General features: G+C 57.4%; 13 protein-coding genes and 1 tRNA gene. 9 read left to right on the top strand and 5 right to left on the bottom strand.

The features are described 5' to 3' along the window. Positions 1-72: 72 nt before the first annotated feature. Both T370_RS0117460 and T370_RS0117455 read right to left on the bottom strand, forming a co-directional pair. Entirely contained in the window at positions 73-1,332 is a 1,260-nt protein-coding gene (locus T370_RS0117460; RefSeq protein WP_029436486.1) for a dihydroorotase, read from the bottom strand. A gap of 15 nt (positions 1,333-1,347) precedes the next feature. Next, positions 1,348-2,313: an aspartate carbamoyltransferase catalytic subunit gene (locus T370_RS0117455; protein ID WP_029436485.1), complete on the bottom strand. Its 966-nt coding sequence runs from the start codon at positions 2,311-2,313 to the stop codon at positions 1,348-1,350. A 335-nt stretch (positions 2,314-2,648) separates the two neighbouring features. On the opposite strand from T370_RS0117455, the gene hemW reads away from it, so the two are divergent. From hemW to T370_RS24555, 4 genes are all read left to right on the top strand, one after another. After that, a complete protein-coding gene (gene hemW, locus T370_RS0117445; protein WP_029436484.1) occupies positions 2,649-3,794 on the top strand; it encodes a radical SAM family heme chaperone HemW in 1,146 nt (381 codons plus the stop codon). 164 nt (positions 3,795-3,958) lie between these two features. Continuing rightward, positions 3,959-5,050, top strand: a complete 1,092-nt coding sequence (locus tag T370_RS0117435; RefSeq protein ID WP_005029343.1) for a M24 family metallopeptidase — start codon at positions 3,959-3,961, stop codon at positions 5,048-5,050. Positions 5,051-5,059: 9 nt separating this feature from the next. Further along, positions 5,060-6,118: a glycosyltransferase gene (locus T370_RS0117430; RefSeq protein ID WP_029436483.1), complete on the top strand. Its 1,059-nt coding sequence runs from the start codon at positions 5,060-5,062 to the stop codon at positions 6,116-6,118. A gap of 64 nt (positions 6,119-6,182) precedes the next feature. Further along, positions 6,183-7,421, top strand: coding sequence for an O-antigen ligase family protein (locus tag T370_RS24555; protein ID WP_081847588.1), 1,239 nt, complete (start codon positions 6,183-6,185; stop codon positions 7,419-7,421). Here the strand turns inward: T370_RS24555 and T370_RS0117425 are convergent. Then, entirely contained in the window at positions 7,365-8,426 is a 1,062-nt protein-coding gene (locus T370_RS0117425; protein ID WP_248604279.1) for a rhomboid family intramembrane serine protease, read from the bottom strand. The genes T370_RS24555 and T370_RS0117425 overlap by 57 nt on opposite strands. Positions 8,427-8,520: 94 nt before the next feature. Continuing rightward, entirely contained in the window at positions 8,521-8,730 is a 210-nt protein-coding gene (gene rpmB, locus T370_RS0117420; RefSeq protein WP_009379562.1) for a 50S ribosomal protein L28, read from the bottom strand. A 375-nt stretch (positions 8,731-9,105) separates the two neighbouring features. Between rpmB and carB the strand changes: the two genes are divergently transcribed. The 3 genes from carB (at position 9,106) to cimA (ending at position 15,857) form a co-directional block, all read left to right on the top strand. Further along, the gene (gene carB, locus T370_RS0117415; RefSeq protein ID WP_029436481.1) at positions 9,106-12,345 is read left to right on the top strand and encodes a carbamoyl-phosphate synthase large subunit; all 3,240 of its coding nucleotides are present in this window, start codon (positions 9,106-9,108) and stop codon (positions 12,343-12,345) included. 485 nt (positions 12,346-12,830) lie between these two features. Continuing rightward, positions 12,831-14,213: an amidophosphoribosyltransferase gene (purF, locus tag T370_RS0117410; RefSeq protein WP_005029360.1), complete on the top strand. Its 1,383-nt coding sequence runs from the start codon at positions 12,831-12,833 to the stop codon at positions 14,211-14,213. An 18-nt stretch (positions 14,214-14,231) separates the two neighbouring features. Beyond that, positions 14,232-15,857, top strand: coding sequence for a citramalate synthase (gene cimA, locus T370_RS0117405; protein WP_005029362.1), 1,626 nt, complete (start codon positions 14,232-14,234; stop codon positions 15,855-15,857). A 366-nt stretch (positions 15,858-16,223) separates the two neighbouring features. On the opposite strand, the gene T370_RS0117400 is transcribed toward cimA, so the two are convergent. Further along, on the bottom strand, positions 16,224-16,811 hold the full coding sequence (locus tag T370_RS0117400; RefSeq protein WP_005029364.1) for a flavin reductase family protein: 588 nt from the start codon (positions 16,809-16,811) through the stop codon (positions 16,224-16,226). 185 nt (positions 16,812-16,996) lie between these two features. Between T370_RS0117400 and T370_RS0117395 the strand changes: the two genes are divergently transcribed. After that, positions 16,997-17,083, top strand: a tRNA-Leu gene (locus T370_RS0117395). Positions 17,084-17,617: 534 nt separating this feature from the next. After that, the coding region (gene tnpA / locus T370_RS0117390; RefSeq protein ID WP_029436487.1) for an IS200/IS605 family transposase at positions 17,618-17,835 on the top strand (218 nt) is incomplete at its 3' end.

Below are 17,835 nucleotides of genomic sequence, written 5' to 3'. Positions count from 1 at the left end.
GTTTGGGGAGGGGGAAGGGAAACTTTCTCCAGAAAGTTTCCCTTCCCCCTCCCCAATGTTCATTCCCCTCCCTTATACTATCTTCACGCCGCCGATCCAGTGGGCGGAGACGCGGCCCTTGAGGGACTTACCGAGCCACGGGGTATTGTGGCTCTTGGAGTAGAGGGTCTCGGGCGTGACCTGCCATTCGAGCTCAGGATCGAAAAGGAAGAAGTCGGCGGGCGCGCCGGGCTCGAAGGTGTTGACCGGCAGGTTGAACACGCGGGCGGGCTCCGTGGCCCAGAGACGGATGAGATCTGCCTCGGTAAGCACACCTTCGCGGACAAGCCCGTAGGTGATGGTCAGGGCGAGATCCATGCCCGTGAAACCGTTGGGCGCTTCGTCAAAGGGCGTTTCTTTTTCATGCGCGGCGTGCGGGGCGTGGTCGGTGGCAAGCATGTCGATGACGCCGGTCTTCACGGCTTCGCGCATGGCGGCAACGTCGGCGGGGGTGCGCAGCGGCGGGTTCACCTTGGCGAGCGTGTTGTAGCCGTTCACGGCGGTATCGTCGAGCGTCAGGTAGTGCGGGGTCGTCTCGGCGGTCACCTTGACGCCGCGCGATTTGCCCCAGGCGATGATGTCGACCGTGCGTTTGGCGGAAACGTGCGCGATGTGCACGGGCACGCCGAGATAGTCGGCCAGCAGGATGCTGCGCGAAGCCTGAATGGTTTCGGCCACGTCGGGCTGGCCTTTGACGCCGAGGACGCCGCTGGTCGCGCCTTCGTTCATGTGCGATTTGGCGGCAAGATAGGGATCTTCGCAGTGGTCGATGACGATGAGATCGAGATCGGCGGCGTATTCCAGCATCCGGCGGAATATTTCGGTATTGCCTACTGGGCGTCCGTCGTTGGAGATGGCGACGCATCCGGCATCCTTGAGTTCGGACATGCGGGTGAGTTCCTCACCCTTGAGGCCGACGGTGGCCGCCCCGATGGGATGGACGCGGGGACCGTTGGGCCACGAGCGGCGGGCGGACTCAAGGATCTGTTCCGTTACCGCGGCGTCGTCGTTGACCGGGTCGGTGTTCGCCATGCAGAGGATGGCTCCGAACCCGCCGTGCGCGGCGGAGCTGAGGCCCGTGGCTACGGTTTCCTTCCATTCATAACCGGGCTCGCGCAGGTGGGTATGCACATCAATAAAGCTCGGGAACAGGATTTTTCCGGCGGCATCCACGATTTCGGCGTCGGCGGGGGTATTGATGGAAGCGCTGAGGGACTGCACCTTGCCGTCGACGACGAGCAGGTCCACGGAGTCGCCCAGATAGCGGGCGTTTTTGATAAGAAGAGAGGACATCGGCGATCTCCGTTGTTAGAGGTTGTCCTTGATGTCGGGACGGGTGGCGAGGAGGTAGAGAACGGCCATGCGAACCGAAACCCCGGCGGAGACCTGATCGAGGATCAGCGACTGGGAGCTGTCCGCCAGGGCGTCGGAAACGTCGAGTCCACGCAGGATGGGGCCGGGGTGCATGATGTGTGCGCCAGGCCTGGCCAATTCCATGTGGGCCGTGGTGAGGCAGAAGCGTTTGGAATATTCGCGCAGGTCGGGGAGCAGGCCCGCCTGCTGGCGTTCGAGCTGGAGGCGCAGGCACATGACGGCGTCCATGTCGCGCACGGCTTTCTTGCTGTCCGTGTAGACCGTGACGGGCCAGTTGTCCACGCCCGCGGGCAGGAGGGTGCGCGGGGCGCACAGGCTGACGTTCACGCCGAGCTTGGTGAGCAGCAGTACGTTGGAGCGGCAGACGCGGCTGTGGGCGCAGTCACCGAGGATAAGCAGGTTTTTGCCCTTGAAGGCGTTCCGGTCGTGTCCCCAGACCTGACGTAGGGAAAAGGCGTCGAGCAGGGCCTGGGTGGGATGCGCGTGCCAGCCGTCCCCGGCGTTGACCACGCCGCAGTGCAGTCGCTCGGCGAGGAACTGGGCCGCGCCGCTGCTGGAATGGCGGATGACGATGACATCGGGGTTCATGGCCTGGAGGGTCAGGGCCGTATCCTTCATGCTTTCGCCTTTCTGGAGGCTGGAACCGGATTTCGCCAGCCCGAAGGTGTCGGCGGAAAGGCGCTTACCCGCCATGTCAAAAGAGGTCTTGGTGCGGGTGCTCGGTTCGGCGAAGAAGAGGACGACGCTTTTTCCCTTGAGGATGGGGACTTTCTTGACTGGCCGGGAGTTGATTTCGTGCAGGTTTGCGGCAGTATCAAGCAGGTGGAAAAGTTCTTCCTGCGCCAACTGGTCCACATCCAGCAAGTCTTTGTGAGGCCAATGGAAGGTTTCCTGTTGCATGGCGGCTTCTCGGGGGTTGACGTTGGAGCCTGTCGTCTCGGCAGGCCGATAGCGTATCGGCGGAAAACGGAAAAGCTCAAAAAAAACCCCGCTGGAACAACGGGGAATAGAGAGAAACCGGGGCAATGCCGTTTCGGATGGCTTCGGGATATTCGTGGCGGCGGAGGATAAAGAGCATTCGGCTTCTCTGAGATGGTTGACGTTTTTTGGGCGTATGCCCACACGGTACAATATGCGGACTGCCCCTTGATGTAAAGTTTTTTTTGCATGGGTTTGTGCCGGAGCGTAAAACGGGATAAGAGAGGCCATCCCGTGAACCGTATCCCGGAGAATCTATGCTTTTGTATATCCATGTACCGTTCTGCCGCCGCAAATGCCGGTATTGCGCTTTTTATTCCAATCCGTTGGCCCGTTCGGGCGATGAAATGGCCGTGTATCTTTCAGCGCTGTATGCCGAGCTGGGACAATGGGGGCGGCGTCTCGGCAGAGTGCCCGTGGAGAGCGTTTTCTTCGGCGGCGGCACGCCAAGCCTGCTTGATCCGGATCAACTGGAGGGCGTGCTGGATTGTGTGGGACGGACGTTTGAAGTGTTGCCCGGAGCGGAAATCAGCATGGAAGCCAACCCGGATTCCCTGCATACGGCGGAAAAGGCAAGCGGGTTTCTGGCGGCGGGCGTCAACCGGATTTCGCTGGGTGTGCAGTCGCTGCATGACGGGATGCTGGAGACGCTCGGACGGCTGCACAGGGCGAATGCGGCGCGGGAGGCGTTCCGGGCCATACGGGAAGCGGGCTGCGCCAATTTGAGCCTTGATCTGATGTGGGGGCTCCCGGGGCAGACGCTGGAGCAGTGGCTGGAGGATGCGCGCGCGGCAATCGCGCTTGGGCCGGAGCACATTTCCGCATATGGGCTGACTTTGGAACCGGGGACGCCTCTTGCGGAATCCTGCGGGGATGCGGAGCTGCCTTCGGAAGACGTGCAGTGCGCCATGTATCTTGAAGGCATCCGGCTGTTTGAGGAGGCTGGGCTGCATCATTATGAAGTATCCAACTTTGCCAGGGATGGTTTCCGGTGCCGCCACAATCTGGGGTACTGGGAAGGCCGGGACTATCTGGGGGTCGGCCCTGCGGCGACATCCACGATCGGCGGGGAGCGCTGGACCAATCCGGAGGGGGAAGGCTGGTTGGAGCAGGTGCGGGAAGGGCGCCGCTGCCCTGAGCGGGAACCGTTGGATCGGGCAACGCGGGCGCTGGAACTCATGATGCTGCGCCTGCGAACCGTGGATGGTTTGCCGCTGGATGCCTATGAGTCCTTGGCCGGACGCTCGTTTCTGGGGGATCACGGGCCCTTCGCCTACCGCCTCTGTGCTGAGGGGCTGGCCTGCATGGAGAACGGGGTGTTTCGGCTTACGGATGAGGGGATGCTTGTTTCCAACAGTATCCTCGGTGAACTTTTTGAAGAGGAACCCAAAAGCGCGGAATGAGCATTTCATCGAGGAAAAGAGGAATGTCCCTTATAATTATAGAAAAGGGGATTCCCATGCCCCTCCCCTCGCTGGACAAGGGTGACGTGCCCGTATATGGTATTTGCCTGTATATGTTTCAGATTATTTATTGAAAATATTTATAAAAACAAACGGATGCGATTATGTCCGAACAGATGTGCGAACAGCGCCGCGAACGCCTGCGTGCGTTGATGCGGGAACAGGGAATCGAAGCGCTTTTGATCAGCCACGCGGCGAACCGGTACTATCTTTCGGGTTTCGAACTGCATGATGTGCAGTTGAACGAAAGCGCCGGCCGCCTGATTGTGATGGCGGACGGTAAAGACTGGATCTTGACGGATTCGCGCTATCTGGACGCGGCCCGGCGGCTGTGGGAGCCCGAGCGGGTTTTCATCTATGGCGCGGACGCGCCGGAAGATATCGCCAAGCTCTTGAAAGGGCTTGTGCCCGGCAAAACCATCGGCTTTGAGGCCCGCGCGGTCACGCTGGAATTCTATGAAAAATTCGCGGAAACGCTGGCGGGATCGGGCTGCCGCCTTTCAAAGGCTGACGGTCTGGTTGAACGGCTTCGCGTGATCAAAGATACGGAAGAGATCCGGCGTATGGAGATTTCCTGCCGCCTGAACCAGCAGATGATGGAGTGGCTGCCCGGCGTGCTCGTTCCCGGGCGAAGCGAAGCCGCCGTCTCGTGGGACATTGAAATGTTTTTCAGGCATCACGGGGCGACCGAGCTGGCCTTTACGAGCATTGTGGGGCATGGCCCCAACGCGGCGCTCCCGCACTACCTGCCCTCCAAAGACGCCCTTCTGGAGGCGGAAAATCTTGTGCTGGTGGATGTGGGGTGCCGTCTGGAAGACTACTGCTCCGATCAGACCAGGACTTTCTGGGTCGGCGAAAAGCCGACAGAGCGCTTCAAAAAGACGCTGGAGGCCGTACAAGAAGCGCAGCACAAGGCTATCCGGGCTATCCATCCCGGTGTTCTGGCCTGTGATGTGTATAAGGCGGCCAGAGGGCACTTCGAGTCTCTCGGCGTTGCCGAAGCCTTTACGCATGGGCTCGGGCATGGCGTCGGACTGGAAACCCATGAGGGGCCGAGCCTTAATGGACGTAATAAAACCCCGCTGGAGCCCGGAATGATCGTGACGGTGGAGCCCGGCCTGTACTTCCCTGAATGGGGCGGGATCCGCTGGGAGCACATGGTGCTGGTCACTGAAGACGGCTGCCGGGTTCTGTAAGGTGAGCTCGTGAACATCGCTTTTGTGAATTCCACCCGCAGATGGGGCGGAGTCAAGACATGGTGCCTCAACATTGGAAAGGCTCTGGAAGAGAGAGGGCATGGGGTATACGTGTACGGACGCCCCGGGCCTTTTCCCAAGAAAGCTCAAGAGCTGGGTCTCAATGCGCAGGAAGTCCGTTTTGGCGTTGATGGAAACCCATTGACCATTTGGTTTTTTCTCCAAGAATTTCGCAAGTATAATATTGACGTTTGTATATGCAATGTTTCTAAAGATCTGCGAACGGCTGGAATCGCTGCAAAATTCCTTGGTATTCCGATAATACATCGTCTTGGGGATCCGGGAGATCTTAAGAACAGGTTTAAAACTTGGGCAACGCAATATTTTTTGAAACCCCGGCTCTTGGCGTGCTCCGAGTTTTGTAAGGCGGGTTTGATCCGTTCGGTTCCGATGCTCGGCAAATATGACTTTCAGGCTATCCACCCTGGAGTTTTTCCTGCTCCGACACCCCCCTCAACTATTCATAAGCCACGGGTAGTTATTACCTCTTGTCAGTTGGATAGAGATAAGGGACATAAAGACATGTTTTATGCTCTGAAAAAAGTGCGGGAACAGGGGGTGGATTTTCGTTGTATCGTTGTGGGGACTGGTCCTGATGAACAGCTTGTTAAAGAGCAGTGTTCGTCAATGGGGCTTGATGATATCACAACTTTCACAGGACATGTTTCGAATGTTCAGGAACAACTGGGAAAGGGAGATATTTATGTGCTCCCGAGTTACTGTGAGGCGCTCGGGATTGCCTTGGAAGAAGCTATGGCTCAAGGTCTAGCCTGTATTGCACGCAGAAGTGGAGGCGTACCTGAAATTTGGCCAACCGATCAAGGTTCATTGTTGGTTCAAGCCCATGATGATGGTAGCAACATGGCCGAAGCCTTGTATTCTCTGTTGACCTTGCCTGGTGAAGCTTTGCTTGGAATCAAAAAAGATTTTTATGCTCATGCAGTGCAAGGTTTTCATGTTGAAAAGCAAGCCAGAAAAGTTGAAGAATGGCTTTTTAACATTTATTGATTTTTTTAATGATTATGGGCTACTAATTAGGTAAATCCATTTAAAATATGAAAAGGTTCATACTGTGCAGATATGGGAAGCTAAATGGGTAAAAAGCCTTTTTAATGAATATGCACTTTTTTTTATATCATTGTGTGTTCTTTTTTGGTGGCTGGGGACAGGTTCGTTGACATGGAAGCGGATCAGTATTCCTCTGTTTATAGGTGGGTATTATCTTTGGAAGGCGGAAGTATACCGATTTATACGTCGTATCCCTTTAGCGGCATTACTACCAATTGCAGCAGCTTTATACACGATGTTCACCCCTGGATATCTGTTTGCAGATATAAGAAACGGTTATGAAATACTTTCTGTCTATTTGATTGGAATAATGGCTATTCTGTTATTACAGGATAGGTATTTTATTTCAATGCTCTTTCTCCCTATAGCGCTATCAGTTACCTATATCGGGTTTATGGTCGGTATATTTTCAAAGCCATTAGTTTCTTGTGATGAGCGCCTTGTCCTTTTTTTGAAGCATCCTAATATTCTCGGAGCTGTTTCAGCTATCGCTCTCCTTTTTCTTATAACATATTGCAATAAATGGAAAGGGATATCTCGTTATATTTTGTCAGGAATGGGTTGTTTGATCACATTGATACTTATTTTAAGTGCGAATAGGGCTGCTTATTTGGCAACCTTTGTTTCATTATCTTTCCTGATATTCTATTTATCAAAGAAAAGAATTGTTCCAATAGTAATTACAGTAAGCATTTGTATTGTTACTATATTTGTTTTGCCACAAGAACAGCTTGATCGTGTAATGTCTTCAGTTGAATCTCCTTTAAATGACAGAACATTTGAAACACGTAAGCCTATTTGGGAAGCTGCCATTGCAGGTATTGAATCCGCTCCATGGTTTGGTAACTCAATAAGAGCGTTTAAAGCTTTTCATCATAATTATATCATGGAAAATGCGGAAGATTTGAACTCACGATATAGGGAAGTAGAGAAAGCAGTATATCATCCGCATAACATCTTTATTGGCTTGCTTTTCATGTATGGAATAGTGGGAACGACTCTTTTTATATGGTCTGTTGGGCTGGCTTTAAAGAAGGCTCTAGCTCAAAAAGACTTGTTTTTTCAAGTAGTCATTATTTTCTATAGTGTATTTGGATTGTTCGAATTTTCTTTGGATAGAGAGGATGGGATTGTCCTGCTCTTCTTCCCGCTGGGGCTCGTTTACGGCAGAGAGATCGCGGCTTCCCTACAGCGCCAACCTCCAGCACAGCACGACCAGCCCTGCGGCGCTCAGGCCGAGTAGCGTATTTATGACCGGAGAGGGGAGGGCTGTACGCCGTGATATCCAGCTTGCGGTCCCTCCTACAATGAAGCCGGAGAGCAGTCCGAACAGGTGTGCGGCGTAATCCGTTTTGTCGCCTTCCGTGCCGAGCATGGCGAGGACGCCCGTGCCTGCGGCCAACAGGAGGATGCCTCTGCGCCAGGAGAGCTTTCCGGTATCGCTCTGCGTTCTGCTGCCCCATCCTTGAAGGGCCATGAATCCGGAAAGCACGCCCACCGTGCCGAAAAGGGCCGTGGAGAAGCCGAGGCTGATATGCCCGGCGGGGCGGTACCATGCGTTGAGGGCGTTGCCGAAGCTTCCGGCCAGCAAGATAAGAAAGAGGCCAAGCCCGAGGCCCACCCTGCGGCAGAGCAGGATCAGAAAAGGCGCGCCGAACAGGACATTGCCGAAGAGGTGCTGGCTGTCGGCGTGCAGGGTCAATGCCGTAACGCAACGATACCACTCTCCGAATGTCTTCACGCGAAAAACATCCAGTGAGCCGAGCCGCGACCATTCTTCAGGTGGCAGATCCGGCAGGCCGGGAAGATGGGCCAAAAATCCCCAATGCATCCTGACGCCATGCCAGAGGATGAGCAGAAGCAGCACTGACAGCACCCAGTGCGCGTTGTTGTGCGTGGGGGGCTCGATGTAGACAGGGCGTGGCTTTCTGCTTTCGGCCAGTACGGCCTCCAGCTCGGAACGGGCCTGGCGTTCGAGCAGGGCGGGGACGTACAGGCGGAGCTTGTTGCCTCGTCCTGTAAGCAGGTACGGGATGTTCCGGGAGGCGAGTATTGTGATCCAAAGATCGAACAGGTGCGGAGGAGGGAGGGTAGGCCGCTTTTCCCCGTCGTCGATCATCCTCCAAAAACGGGGGACGCTGTAGGGGCGCATCCACAGCCGCAGTTTACGCCTGCGCAGAGGAGGGCGGCGCGAAGGGGTGGATGTGGCCTGCCGTGTGGGCGAGAGGTGGCGTGGTGGCGGTGTCATGTCCTTGAGGTAAGGTCTGTTCTTCAAAAAGCAAAAAAATCCCCGGCTGCGGACAACCGGGGATTTTTGGAAAACCATGCCGCAGACACGGGAACTAGTCGGCCTTGCGGACAACGGGTTTCGTAACCACGCCGGAGCGCAGGCAGCGGGTGCACACGGAAACCGTGCGGACTTCGCCGTTGGCGAACTGGTGACGCACGTTCTGAAGGTTGGGGTTGAACACACGCTTGGTCTTGATGTTGGAATGGCTCACATAGTTGCCGGTCTGGGGCTTTTTGCCACAAAATTCGCACTGCTTGGACATGACATCCTCCATATATTCGGACGGTCGCCCGAAAAAATCTTTCTAGGGGCACGGACTGTCCGCACCAAAGACTGGTTTCATATACGCTCTCCCAAAAAAACGCAAGAGGTAAGCCGCGTTTTTCGTACGGAACGGCTGGCTGTATTCCTTCCGTCGCGCGTCCGGAAGGGGAAAAGGAGCGGCGGGATTTCCGGAAAAGGTGCGCTTCTTCCTCTTGCCAGCGGGAACAATGGCGTGTAGGAACTGAGGGATTCATTATTCTTCATTTCCCTATATGATGGAGTGCCGCTGTTTCGGCGTGCGGCCATTGGTGTCAGCCGGTGGAGAGGCCGGTTGCGGACGAAACAAATCTACCCTTGCCCAGCGGGGAGCGATATGCCCAAGCGTACAGATCTCAAGAAGATCATGGTAATCGGTTCTGGCCCGATCGTCATCGGCCAAGCGTGCGAATTCGACTATTCCGGGACTCAGGGCATCAAGGCCCTGAAAGAAGAGGGATACGAGGTCGTACTGGTGAACTCCAACCCGGCGACCATCATGACCGACCCCGGGCTTGCGGATCGCACCTACATCGAACCTATCGAACCGGAAACGGTTGCCGCCATCGTGCGCAAGGAACGCCCGTGCGCCATCCTGCCCACTCTCGGCGGGCAGACGGGCCTGAACACGGCGCTCGCGCTGGCGAAATCCGGCGTGCTGGCCGAGTGCGGCACGGAACTCATCGGCGCGCGGGCCGAAGTCATCGAAAAGGCCGAAAGCCGTGAGCTGTTCCGTCAGGCGATGGAAAACATCGGCCTCAAGGTCCCTCAGAGCGCCATCGCCCACAATATGGACGACGTGCGCCGCATCGGTTCCTCCATGCCCTTCCCGATGATCATCCGCCCCGCCTTTACGCTCGGCGGCACGGGCGGCGGCATCGCCTACAATATGGAAGACCTTGAGGAAATCGCGGGTGACGGCCTGACCGCCAGCCCGGTGAGCGAAGTCATGATCGAGCAGTCGGTCATCGGCTGGAAAGAATTTGAGATGGAAGTCATGCGTGATACCGCGGACAACTGCGTGATCGTGTGCTCCATCGAAAACGTGGACGCCATGGGCGTGCACACCGGCGACTCCATCACCGTGGCCCCGGCGCAGACCCTCACGGACCGCGAATATCAGAAGATGCGCGACGCCTCCCTCGCCATCATGCGCGAAATCGGTGTGGAGACCGGCGGATCGAACGTGCAGTTCGGCGTCAATCCCGCTAACGGCGAACTCGTGATCATCGAGATGAACCCCCGCGTGTCCCGTTCCTCCGCGCTGGCTTCCAAGGCGACCGGCTTCCCCATCGCCAAGATCGCGGCCAAGCTGGCCGTCGGCTATACGCTGGACGAGCTCCGCAACGACATTACCCGCGAAACCTCCGCGTCCTTCGAACCCACCATCGACTACTGCGTGGTCAAGATTCCCCGCTTCACCTTTGAGAAGTTCCCCGGAGCCAAGGACGAACTGACCACCTCCATGAAGAGCGTGGGGGAGACCATGGCCATTGGCCGGACTTTCAAGGAATCGCTCCAGAAAGGGTTGCGTTCGCTGGAAATCGGGGCTATCGGCCTCGGCAGCAACTTCCGCGCCGCGTTGCCCTCGCGCGAAGAACTCATGGGTAAGCTCCGTACACCCAACTCGCGCCGTATGTTCGCCATCCGTCAGGCTATGCTTGTCGGGTTCACGCTGGAAGAACTCCATGAAATCACGTTGATCGATCCGTGGTTCCTGCGCCAGATCAAGGAAATCGTGGATATGGAAGGGCAGATCCGCGACTTTGCGCTGGCCAACTCCATGACGCCCGACAATCCGGAAATGGTCGCCGTGCTCCGCAAGGCCAAGGAATTCGGTTTCTCCGACCGTCAGCTTGCGGAAATGTGGAAGAAGCCCGAAGGCGACATCCGTGCCCTGCGCCGCGAAACCGGCACCGTGCCCACCTACTATCTGGTGGATACCTGCGCCGCGGAATTCGAAGCCTACACTCCCTATTTCTATTCGACCTATGAAACGGGTCAGGAAGTGGTCCCCGCCGACCGCAAAAAGGTCATCATCCTCGGCGGCGGCCCCAACCGCATCGGGCAGGGCATCGAGTTCGACTACTGCTGCTGCCACGCTTCCTTCGCCCTCAAGGACGCCGGGGTTCAGGCCATCATGGTCAACTCCAACCCCGAGACCGTTTCCACCGACTATGACACGTCTGACCGCCTCTATTTCGAGCCGCTGACTTTTGAAGACGTGATGCACATTGTGGAAAAGGAACGGCCCGACGGCGTGATCGTCCAGTTCGGCGGCCAGACGCCGCTGAACCTCGCCGTGCCGCTGTTGCGCGCGGGCGTGCCCATCCTCGGCACCAGCCCGGACGCCATCGACCGCGCCGAAGACCGCGAACGTTTTCAGGCTCTGCTCCAGAAGCTGTCGCTTCTCCAGCCCGCCAGCGGCACGGCGACCACGCTGGAAGAATCCCGCGAGATCGCCCACCGCATCGGCTATCCCATTGTGATCCGCCCGAGCTACGTGCTTGGCGGGCGGGCCATGATGATCGTCTATGACGACGAGGAGATGGCGGAATACTTCGCGCTGCATGTCGGCAAGCAGAAGCTTGAGCATCCCGTGCTCATCGACAAATTCCTTGAAAACGCCATTGAAGTGGACGTGGACGCGCTGTCCGACGGTGAGGACGTGTACGTCGCCGGGGTTATGGAGCACATCGAAGAAGCGGGCATCCACTCGGGCGACTCCTCTTGCGTGTTGCCTCCCTATTCGCTGCCCGCCGAGACCGTCGCCGAAATCGAACGCCAAACCGTGGCCCTTGCCAAGGAACTGCGCGTCGTCGGCCTGATGAATATCCAGTTCGCGGTCAAGGACGGGGTTGTGTTCATCCTCGAAGTGAACCCCCGCGCCTCCCGTACCGCGCCGTTCGTCTCCAAGGCCACGGGCGTGCCCCTGCCGCGTCTCGCCACGCAGGTCATGCTCGGCAAGACCCTCAAGGAACTGGACCCCTGGTCCATGCGCCGTTCCGGGTACGTGTCCGTCAAGGAATCCGTCTTCCCGTTCCGCCGCTTCCCCGGCGTGGACATCCTGCTCGGACCTGAAATGCGTTCCACCGGCGAAGTCATGGGCATCGCCCCGACCTTTGAGGAAGCTTTCCTCAAGGGGCAGTGGGGCGCGGGCCAGAAGTTGCCGGAAGGCGGCAAGGTGTTCCTGTCCGTGAACGACCGCGACAAGCGCTTTGTGGCTGAGGTCGCCCGCCAGTATGTGGATCTCGGTTTCGAACTGCTCGCCACCTCCGGTACCGCCGGGCTTTTGGCTGGGCAGGGCATCCCGTCCACCCGCGTGCTCAAGGTGTACGAAGGCCGCCCGAACATCGTCGACCTCATCAAGAACGGCGAAGTCTCGCTGGTCATCAACACCGCCTCGGGCAAGCGCACCGCGCACGACTCCAAGGCCATCCGGCAGGCTACGCTCCATTACGGCGTGCCGTACAGCACCACGTTGTCCGGCGCGAAGGCCATTGCCCGCGCCATCGGTGCGGCCCGGACCACCGAAGTGCGCGTAAAGAGCCTTCAGGAATATTATAAGGGCGAGTAACCCGCGGGGAGGGCGCTTCTGATAAGGCGGCCCTCCCTCGTTCCTCCCCTGCTGAAAGCCTCTTAAGGAGGGGGCGGTTCTCCGCGTGTTGCAAGAACCGGAAGTTTTTTTTATCATTTCTCCCTCCTTTTTTGAAAAGATACCCGGCCTTCCGGGACGGCGGCGGAAACGGTATGCAACCGTGATGCCGTTGTACCGGAAGGCTTGCCTGTTTAGGCCAGCCTGCGGCCTCTCGCGGAAACGCGATGCCGGAATCCCTGCCTTTTGGGGGGCGGAAGGCTATCCGCCGACGGGGGCGGGACCTTGCCGGGAATGGGGCAAAGCCCCGCTGGACTGTGACAAGCGTACAACGAACGCCCTGCCTCCGCGGGCGTTATCCACTGACCACAACAAAGGTCGACGGAGCGGAAGGAAAGCCTGAAGAGGGCGGAAGAAGCCTTTCTTCAAGGGGCTTTTTCCGCCCTCTTCGTGACAAAAGGTATTGTATGTGCGGAATTTTTGGTATTTCTGGACATCCTGAAGCGGCTCGGATGGCCTATTTCGGTCTGTACGCCCTCCAGCATCGCGGGCAGGAAAGCACGGGCATCGCAAGTTATGACGGCAAGCACATCCGGCTGCACGCGGGCATGGGGCTCGTGCCGGACGTATACGACGAAGCGACGCTTGGTCAGGAATTGCAGGGCAACAGGGCCATCGGCCACGTGCGTTACTCCACCTCGGGGGTTTCGGTTCGCAAGAACGCCCAGCCGCTGGTCGTCCGGGTTTGCGGCATCGAGATCGCGCTGGCCCACAACGGCAATCTGACCAATGCCTCGGAACTCCGCGGCGAACTGGAAAGCGAAGGCGCCATCTTCCAGACCAGCAGCGACAGTGAAATTTTCGTGCACCTCATTGCGCGCAGCCTTGCCAAAAAGAAGGATCTTGAGGAGGCCATCCTCTCCGCTTGCGATCGCGTGCGCGGGGCGTATTCCCTCATCATCCTGTCCGAAGGCCGCATCATCGCGCTGCGCGACGCCCACGGCTTCCATCCGTTGGCAATGGGCAAGGTGGACGACGCCTATGTGTTCGCTTCCGAAACTTGCGCTTTTGACCTGTTGGAGGCCGAATATCTCCGTGAAGTGTTGCCCGGCGAAATGGTTGTCGTCGACGGCGACAAGGTCGTCAGCCGCCCGCTCAACAATGCCGGCAAGGTGCCTGTCCGCCAGTGCATTTTTGAGCTGGTCTATTTTGCCCGCCCCGACTCCATCGTGTTCGGTGAAGACGTGTATCAGTGCCGCAAGCACATGGGCTACGAAATGGCCAAGGAAGCGCCCACCGACGCCGAACTGGTCATGCCGTTCCCGGACTCCGGCGTGTACGCGGCCATCGGTTTTGCTCATGCCGCCGGTGTGCCCTACGAACAGGCGTATATCCGTAACCACTACGTGGGCCGCACCTTCATTCAGCCCTCCCAGACCATGCGCAATTTCGGCGTCCGCGTGAAGCTGAACCCGGTGCGCTCCATGATCAAGAACCGTCGCATCTGCATCGTCGACGACTCCATCGTGCGCGGCACGACGGTTCGCACCCGTGTGGTCAAGCTGCGTGAGCTGGGCGCTCGTGAGGTGCATTTCCGCGTGAGCTGTCCGCCGTTGCGCCATCCCTGCTTCTACGGGATCAATTTCTCGTCCCGCGGGGAACTCGTGGCCGCCAACCACCCTCTGGAAGCCTTGCCCGGCCTGCTGAATCTTGATTCGCTTCATTACCTCACCATCGAAGGGCTGCTGAACTCGGTTTCCGAACCGGACAAGTACTGTCTCGCCTGTTTCAATGGTGAATACCCGGTTGCTTGCGGCGGGCAGTGCTCCTGCTGCGGTTCCGCAGAGTAACCACTGGAAAGGAACGCCATGACGCAGAAGATTGTCCTGTACGATACGACCCTCCGCGACGGCACGCAGGCCGAAGACGTCAACCTGTCGACCCCGGATAAAATCAAGATTGCCTTGCGCCTTGATGAATTCGGCATCGACTATATCGAAGGCGGCTGGCCCGGTTCCAATCCGGTGGACGTGGCGTTTTTCAAGGAGATCGCCAACTATCACCTGAAATACGCCCGTATCGCCGCGTTTGGGAGCACGCACCATCCCGACAACAAGGTGGAAGAAGACCCGAATCTGAACGCGCTCATCGCTTCCGGCGCGACGGCGGGGACGATTTTCGGCAAATCGTGCGAACGCCATGCGAAGGAAGCCCTGCGTCTGGACCCCAAACGGAATCTGGACATCATCCGTAATTCGGTAGCCTACTTGAAGCGCTCCATGCCGGAAGTCTATTTTGACGCGGAGCATTTTTTCGACGGCTACAAGCGGAATGCGGAATACTCGCTGGCAGTCCTGCGGGCCGCGCACGAGGCGGGCGCGCTGATCATCAATCTGTGCGACACCAATGGCGGCACCCTGCCGAACGAGATGCAGCAGATCGTTTCGGATCTGCGCGTGGCCTTGCCGGAAGTGCGGCTCGGCATCCATACGCACAACGACTGCGAGATGGCGGTGGCGAATACCATCGTTGCCGTGCAGGCTGGCGCGGAAATGGTGCAGGGCACGATCAATGGGGTGGGCGAGCGCTGCGGCAATGCCAACCTGTGTTCGATCATCCCGGTATTGCAGGTGAAATGCGGTTTGACCTGCTTGCCTGAGCCCGCTGATGTGCGGCTCCGCCAGCTGACCAAACTGTCGTCCTACTTTGCTGAAGTGGCGAATATGAAGCCGTTCAACCGTCAGCCTTTCGTGGGCAATTCCGCGTTTGCGCACAAGGGCGGAGTGCACGTCAGCGCCGTCAACCGCTGTTCCTCCCTGTACGAACATATGGAGCCGGAGTTGGTCGGCAACGGCCAGCGCATTCTGATCACGGAGCTCGGCGGACGGAGCAACATCGTTTCGCTGGCCCGCCGGTTCGGGTTCCATCTGGACAAGGACGAGCCCGTGGTCAAGGGGCTGTTCAACGAGCTGAAAAAGAAGGCCAGCCTCGGGTACGACTACGCGTCCGCCGAAGCCAGCGTCGAGCTGCTCATCCTGCGCAAACTGGCGCGGCGCGGCGTCCGGGACTTCTTCAAGCTGGTGCAGTACCATGTGAGCGCCGTGCGTGATGCCAGCCATGAGTTGCCGATGGAAGAAGCCACGGTCATGGTGGAAGTGGAGGGTGCCGTCGAGCATACCGCAGCCACCGGCAACGGCCCGGTCAACGCGCTTGATACCGCGCTCCGCAAGGCGCTTCTGCCGTTCTATCCGCGTTTGAAGGAAATGAAGCTGTTGGACTTCAAGGTCCGCGTCCTTTCCGCTTCCGACGGTACGGGCGGGACGGCCTCCGTTGTCCGTGTGCTTATCGAATCGGGCGACGCCGACAGCACATGGGTGACCGTGGGCGTGTCGCATGACATCATCGAAGCCAGCTGGCAGGGGCTTGTGGATTCTGTCGTGTATAAGTTGTATCGTGACGAGGAGGGGCAGCGGAAGCTCCGCGACTTGCGATAGAGACAGAATGCGAGAGTTGGATTGGTGAGGGAAAGGGGAACCTTTCTGGAGAAGGGGAGAGCACCCCCACAGATCCTTTTCCCTCCTAAGACTTTCGACTGGTTGGGAGGCCGCCCGGCGGCAGTTCCGTTGGATGAGAAAGTGAAGACGCCCGGATACGTTCGTGTATTCGGGCGTTTTTTGATGACCACCGCTGGATCTGGAATGGTATCGTCATGGGGGAGTGATTCTTGGGCATAGTGAATACTGCGGATGGGGGATTCGATAAAGGGAAAAGTCTTTGAAGGATGAGGGGAGGGGGTGTGGGGGAAGGGAGAAGGGGACTTTCTGAAGAAAGTCCCCTTCTCCCTTCCCCCACATTTCCTCTTACCCCAATACGGCGGAATGCGTGAGGGCGTGGCCTGCGGAGAAGGCGCGAGCCTCAAACTGGCTGATAGCCCAATATTCCTGGACGAGCGGCGCGAAAAGCAGCGGATCGATGAGTGCGGGATCGGGGAGGCCGTCTTCACGCATGCAGGCGGAGTCGACCTTCACGTCCATGATCTCGCCGATGAACTGGGTGTGTGAACCGAGCTCAAGCGTATGCGAGAGCGTCAGCTCAACAATAACGGGACATTCGGCGATGCCGGGTGCGTCCACATGTTCGGCGGGAACGGGGGTAAGATTCAGGGCCGTGAACTTGTCGGTATCGCGCCCGGAATGCATCCCGGCGAAATCGGATTGCGCGGCGAGTTTGCGGGAAGGAATGTTGATGGTGAAGGACTTGCGCTCAAGAATGGCGTTATAGGTCCAACGGCTCTTGCGGATGGAAACGGCGATACTCGGCGGCTGAGAGGCGCAGATGCCTCCCCATGCGGCGGTCATGATGTTGGGACGGCCGGTATGGTCATACGTACCTACGAGGAATACTGGAGTCGGAAGAATGAATGTTTTTGCACCCAGAGACTGGAACATATGATGCCTCATAGTTATGGAAAAAGGTGAACGAAAACACAGTTGTTGTGTCAGAGAATCCGGTATGACGCAAGGGCTGAGCCGCGAATGCTTTGGAAAGCGAGGTTCCACGCGGGAAAAGAGGGCACGGAACCATTCTCCACTTGACCGTGAGGAGACATTGTGGCATAAGACGGCTTCGACACGCCGGGATGGTGGAATTGGTAGACGCAGCGGACTCAAAATCCGCCGATGGCAACATCTTGCGAGTTCAAGTCTCGCTCCCGGTACCAGAATGAAATAAGGCAGTTACGGAAACCGTAGCTGCCTTTTTTCGTATCCAGCGTATGTGTACACCCAAGGGGTATCGGGGAGAGCTACTTTTTGATATTTTTCTATAAGCTCTGTCGGTTAGTCGTTTGAAATCTGCAAAATGGAAAAAGGTATGCCCCTCGTAAGGATACAGGGGGCATACCTCAATGCGGGAGCCATTGTTCACGGCGAGTGGGAGCGATGTATTCGTCTCTTACGTCTTAATCCCCTTCGGAGATTTCAAGCCCGAGTATTTTTGCAGTGTTTTTCCACATCAGCTTCGGCGAGACTTCCGGCTTGAATAGCGTCTTGAAGTGTTCCACACAGTCCACACGGCGCTGTCTGGACCGCGTAACGTGTCTTTTTGTGTGTACATTATGGATATGTAGAATGCGTATGTCCAAATCCTTGACGTGATCCCCCGGCTAAGCCGGGGGGCTCCTGCAGTTTGACAATTCCCTAAAACAGCAAACCTCCTTGTCCGAACCGCTCAAGGCAGAACAAGGAGGCTTTTTATGAAGCAATTACAAAGTTTAAGTCATACGGTCTGGGAGTGTAAGTATCATATAGTGTGGATTCCGAAATACCGGAAAAAGGTTTTGTACGGCAAGATTCGTGAGGAGTTGGTGGGCGTATTTCATGAATTGGCCAACCGCCGAGGCTGCAAGATATTGGAAGGGCACCTGTGTGTGGATCATGTGCACATGTTACTGTCGATTCCACCTAAATATGG

The organism is Bilophila wadsworthia ATCC 49260, assembly GCF_000701705.1.
In the GTDB taxonomy this organism is placed as follows: Bacteria; Desulfobacterota; Desulfovibrionia; order Desulfovibrionales; family Desulfovibrionaceae; genus Bilophila; species Bilophila wadsworthia.
This window is presented reverse-complemented; position numbering and strand designations above follow the sequence as displayed.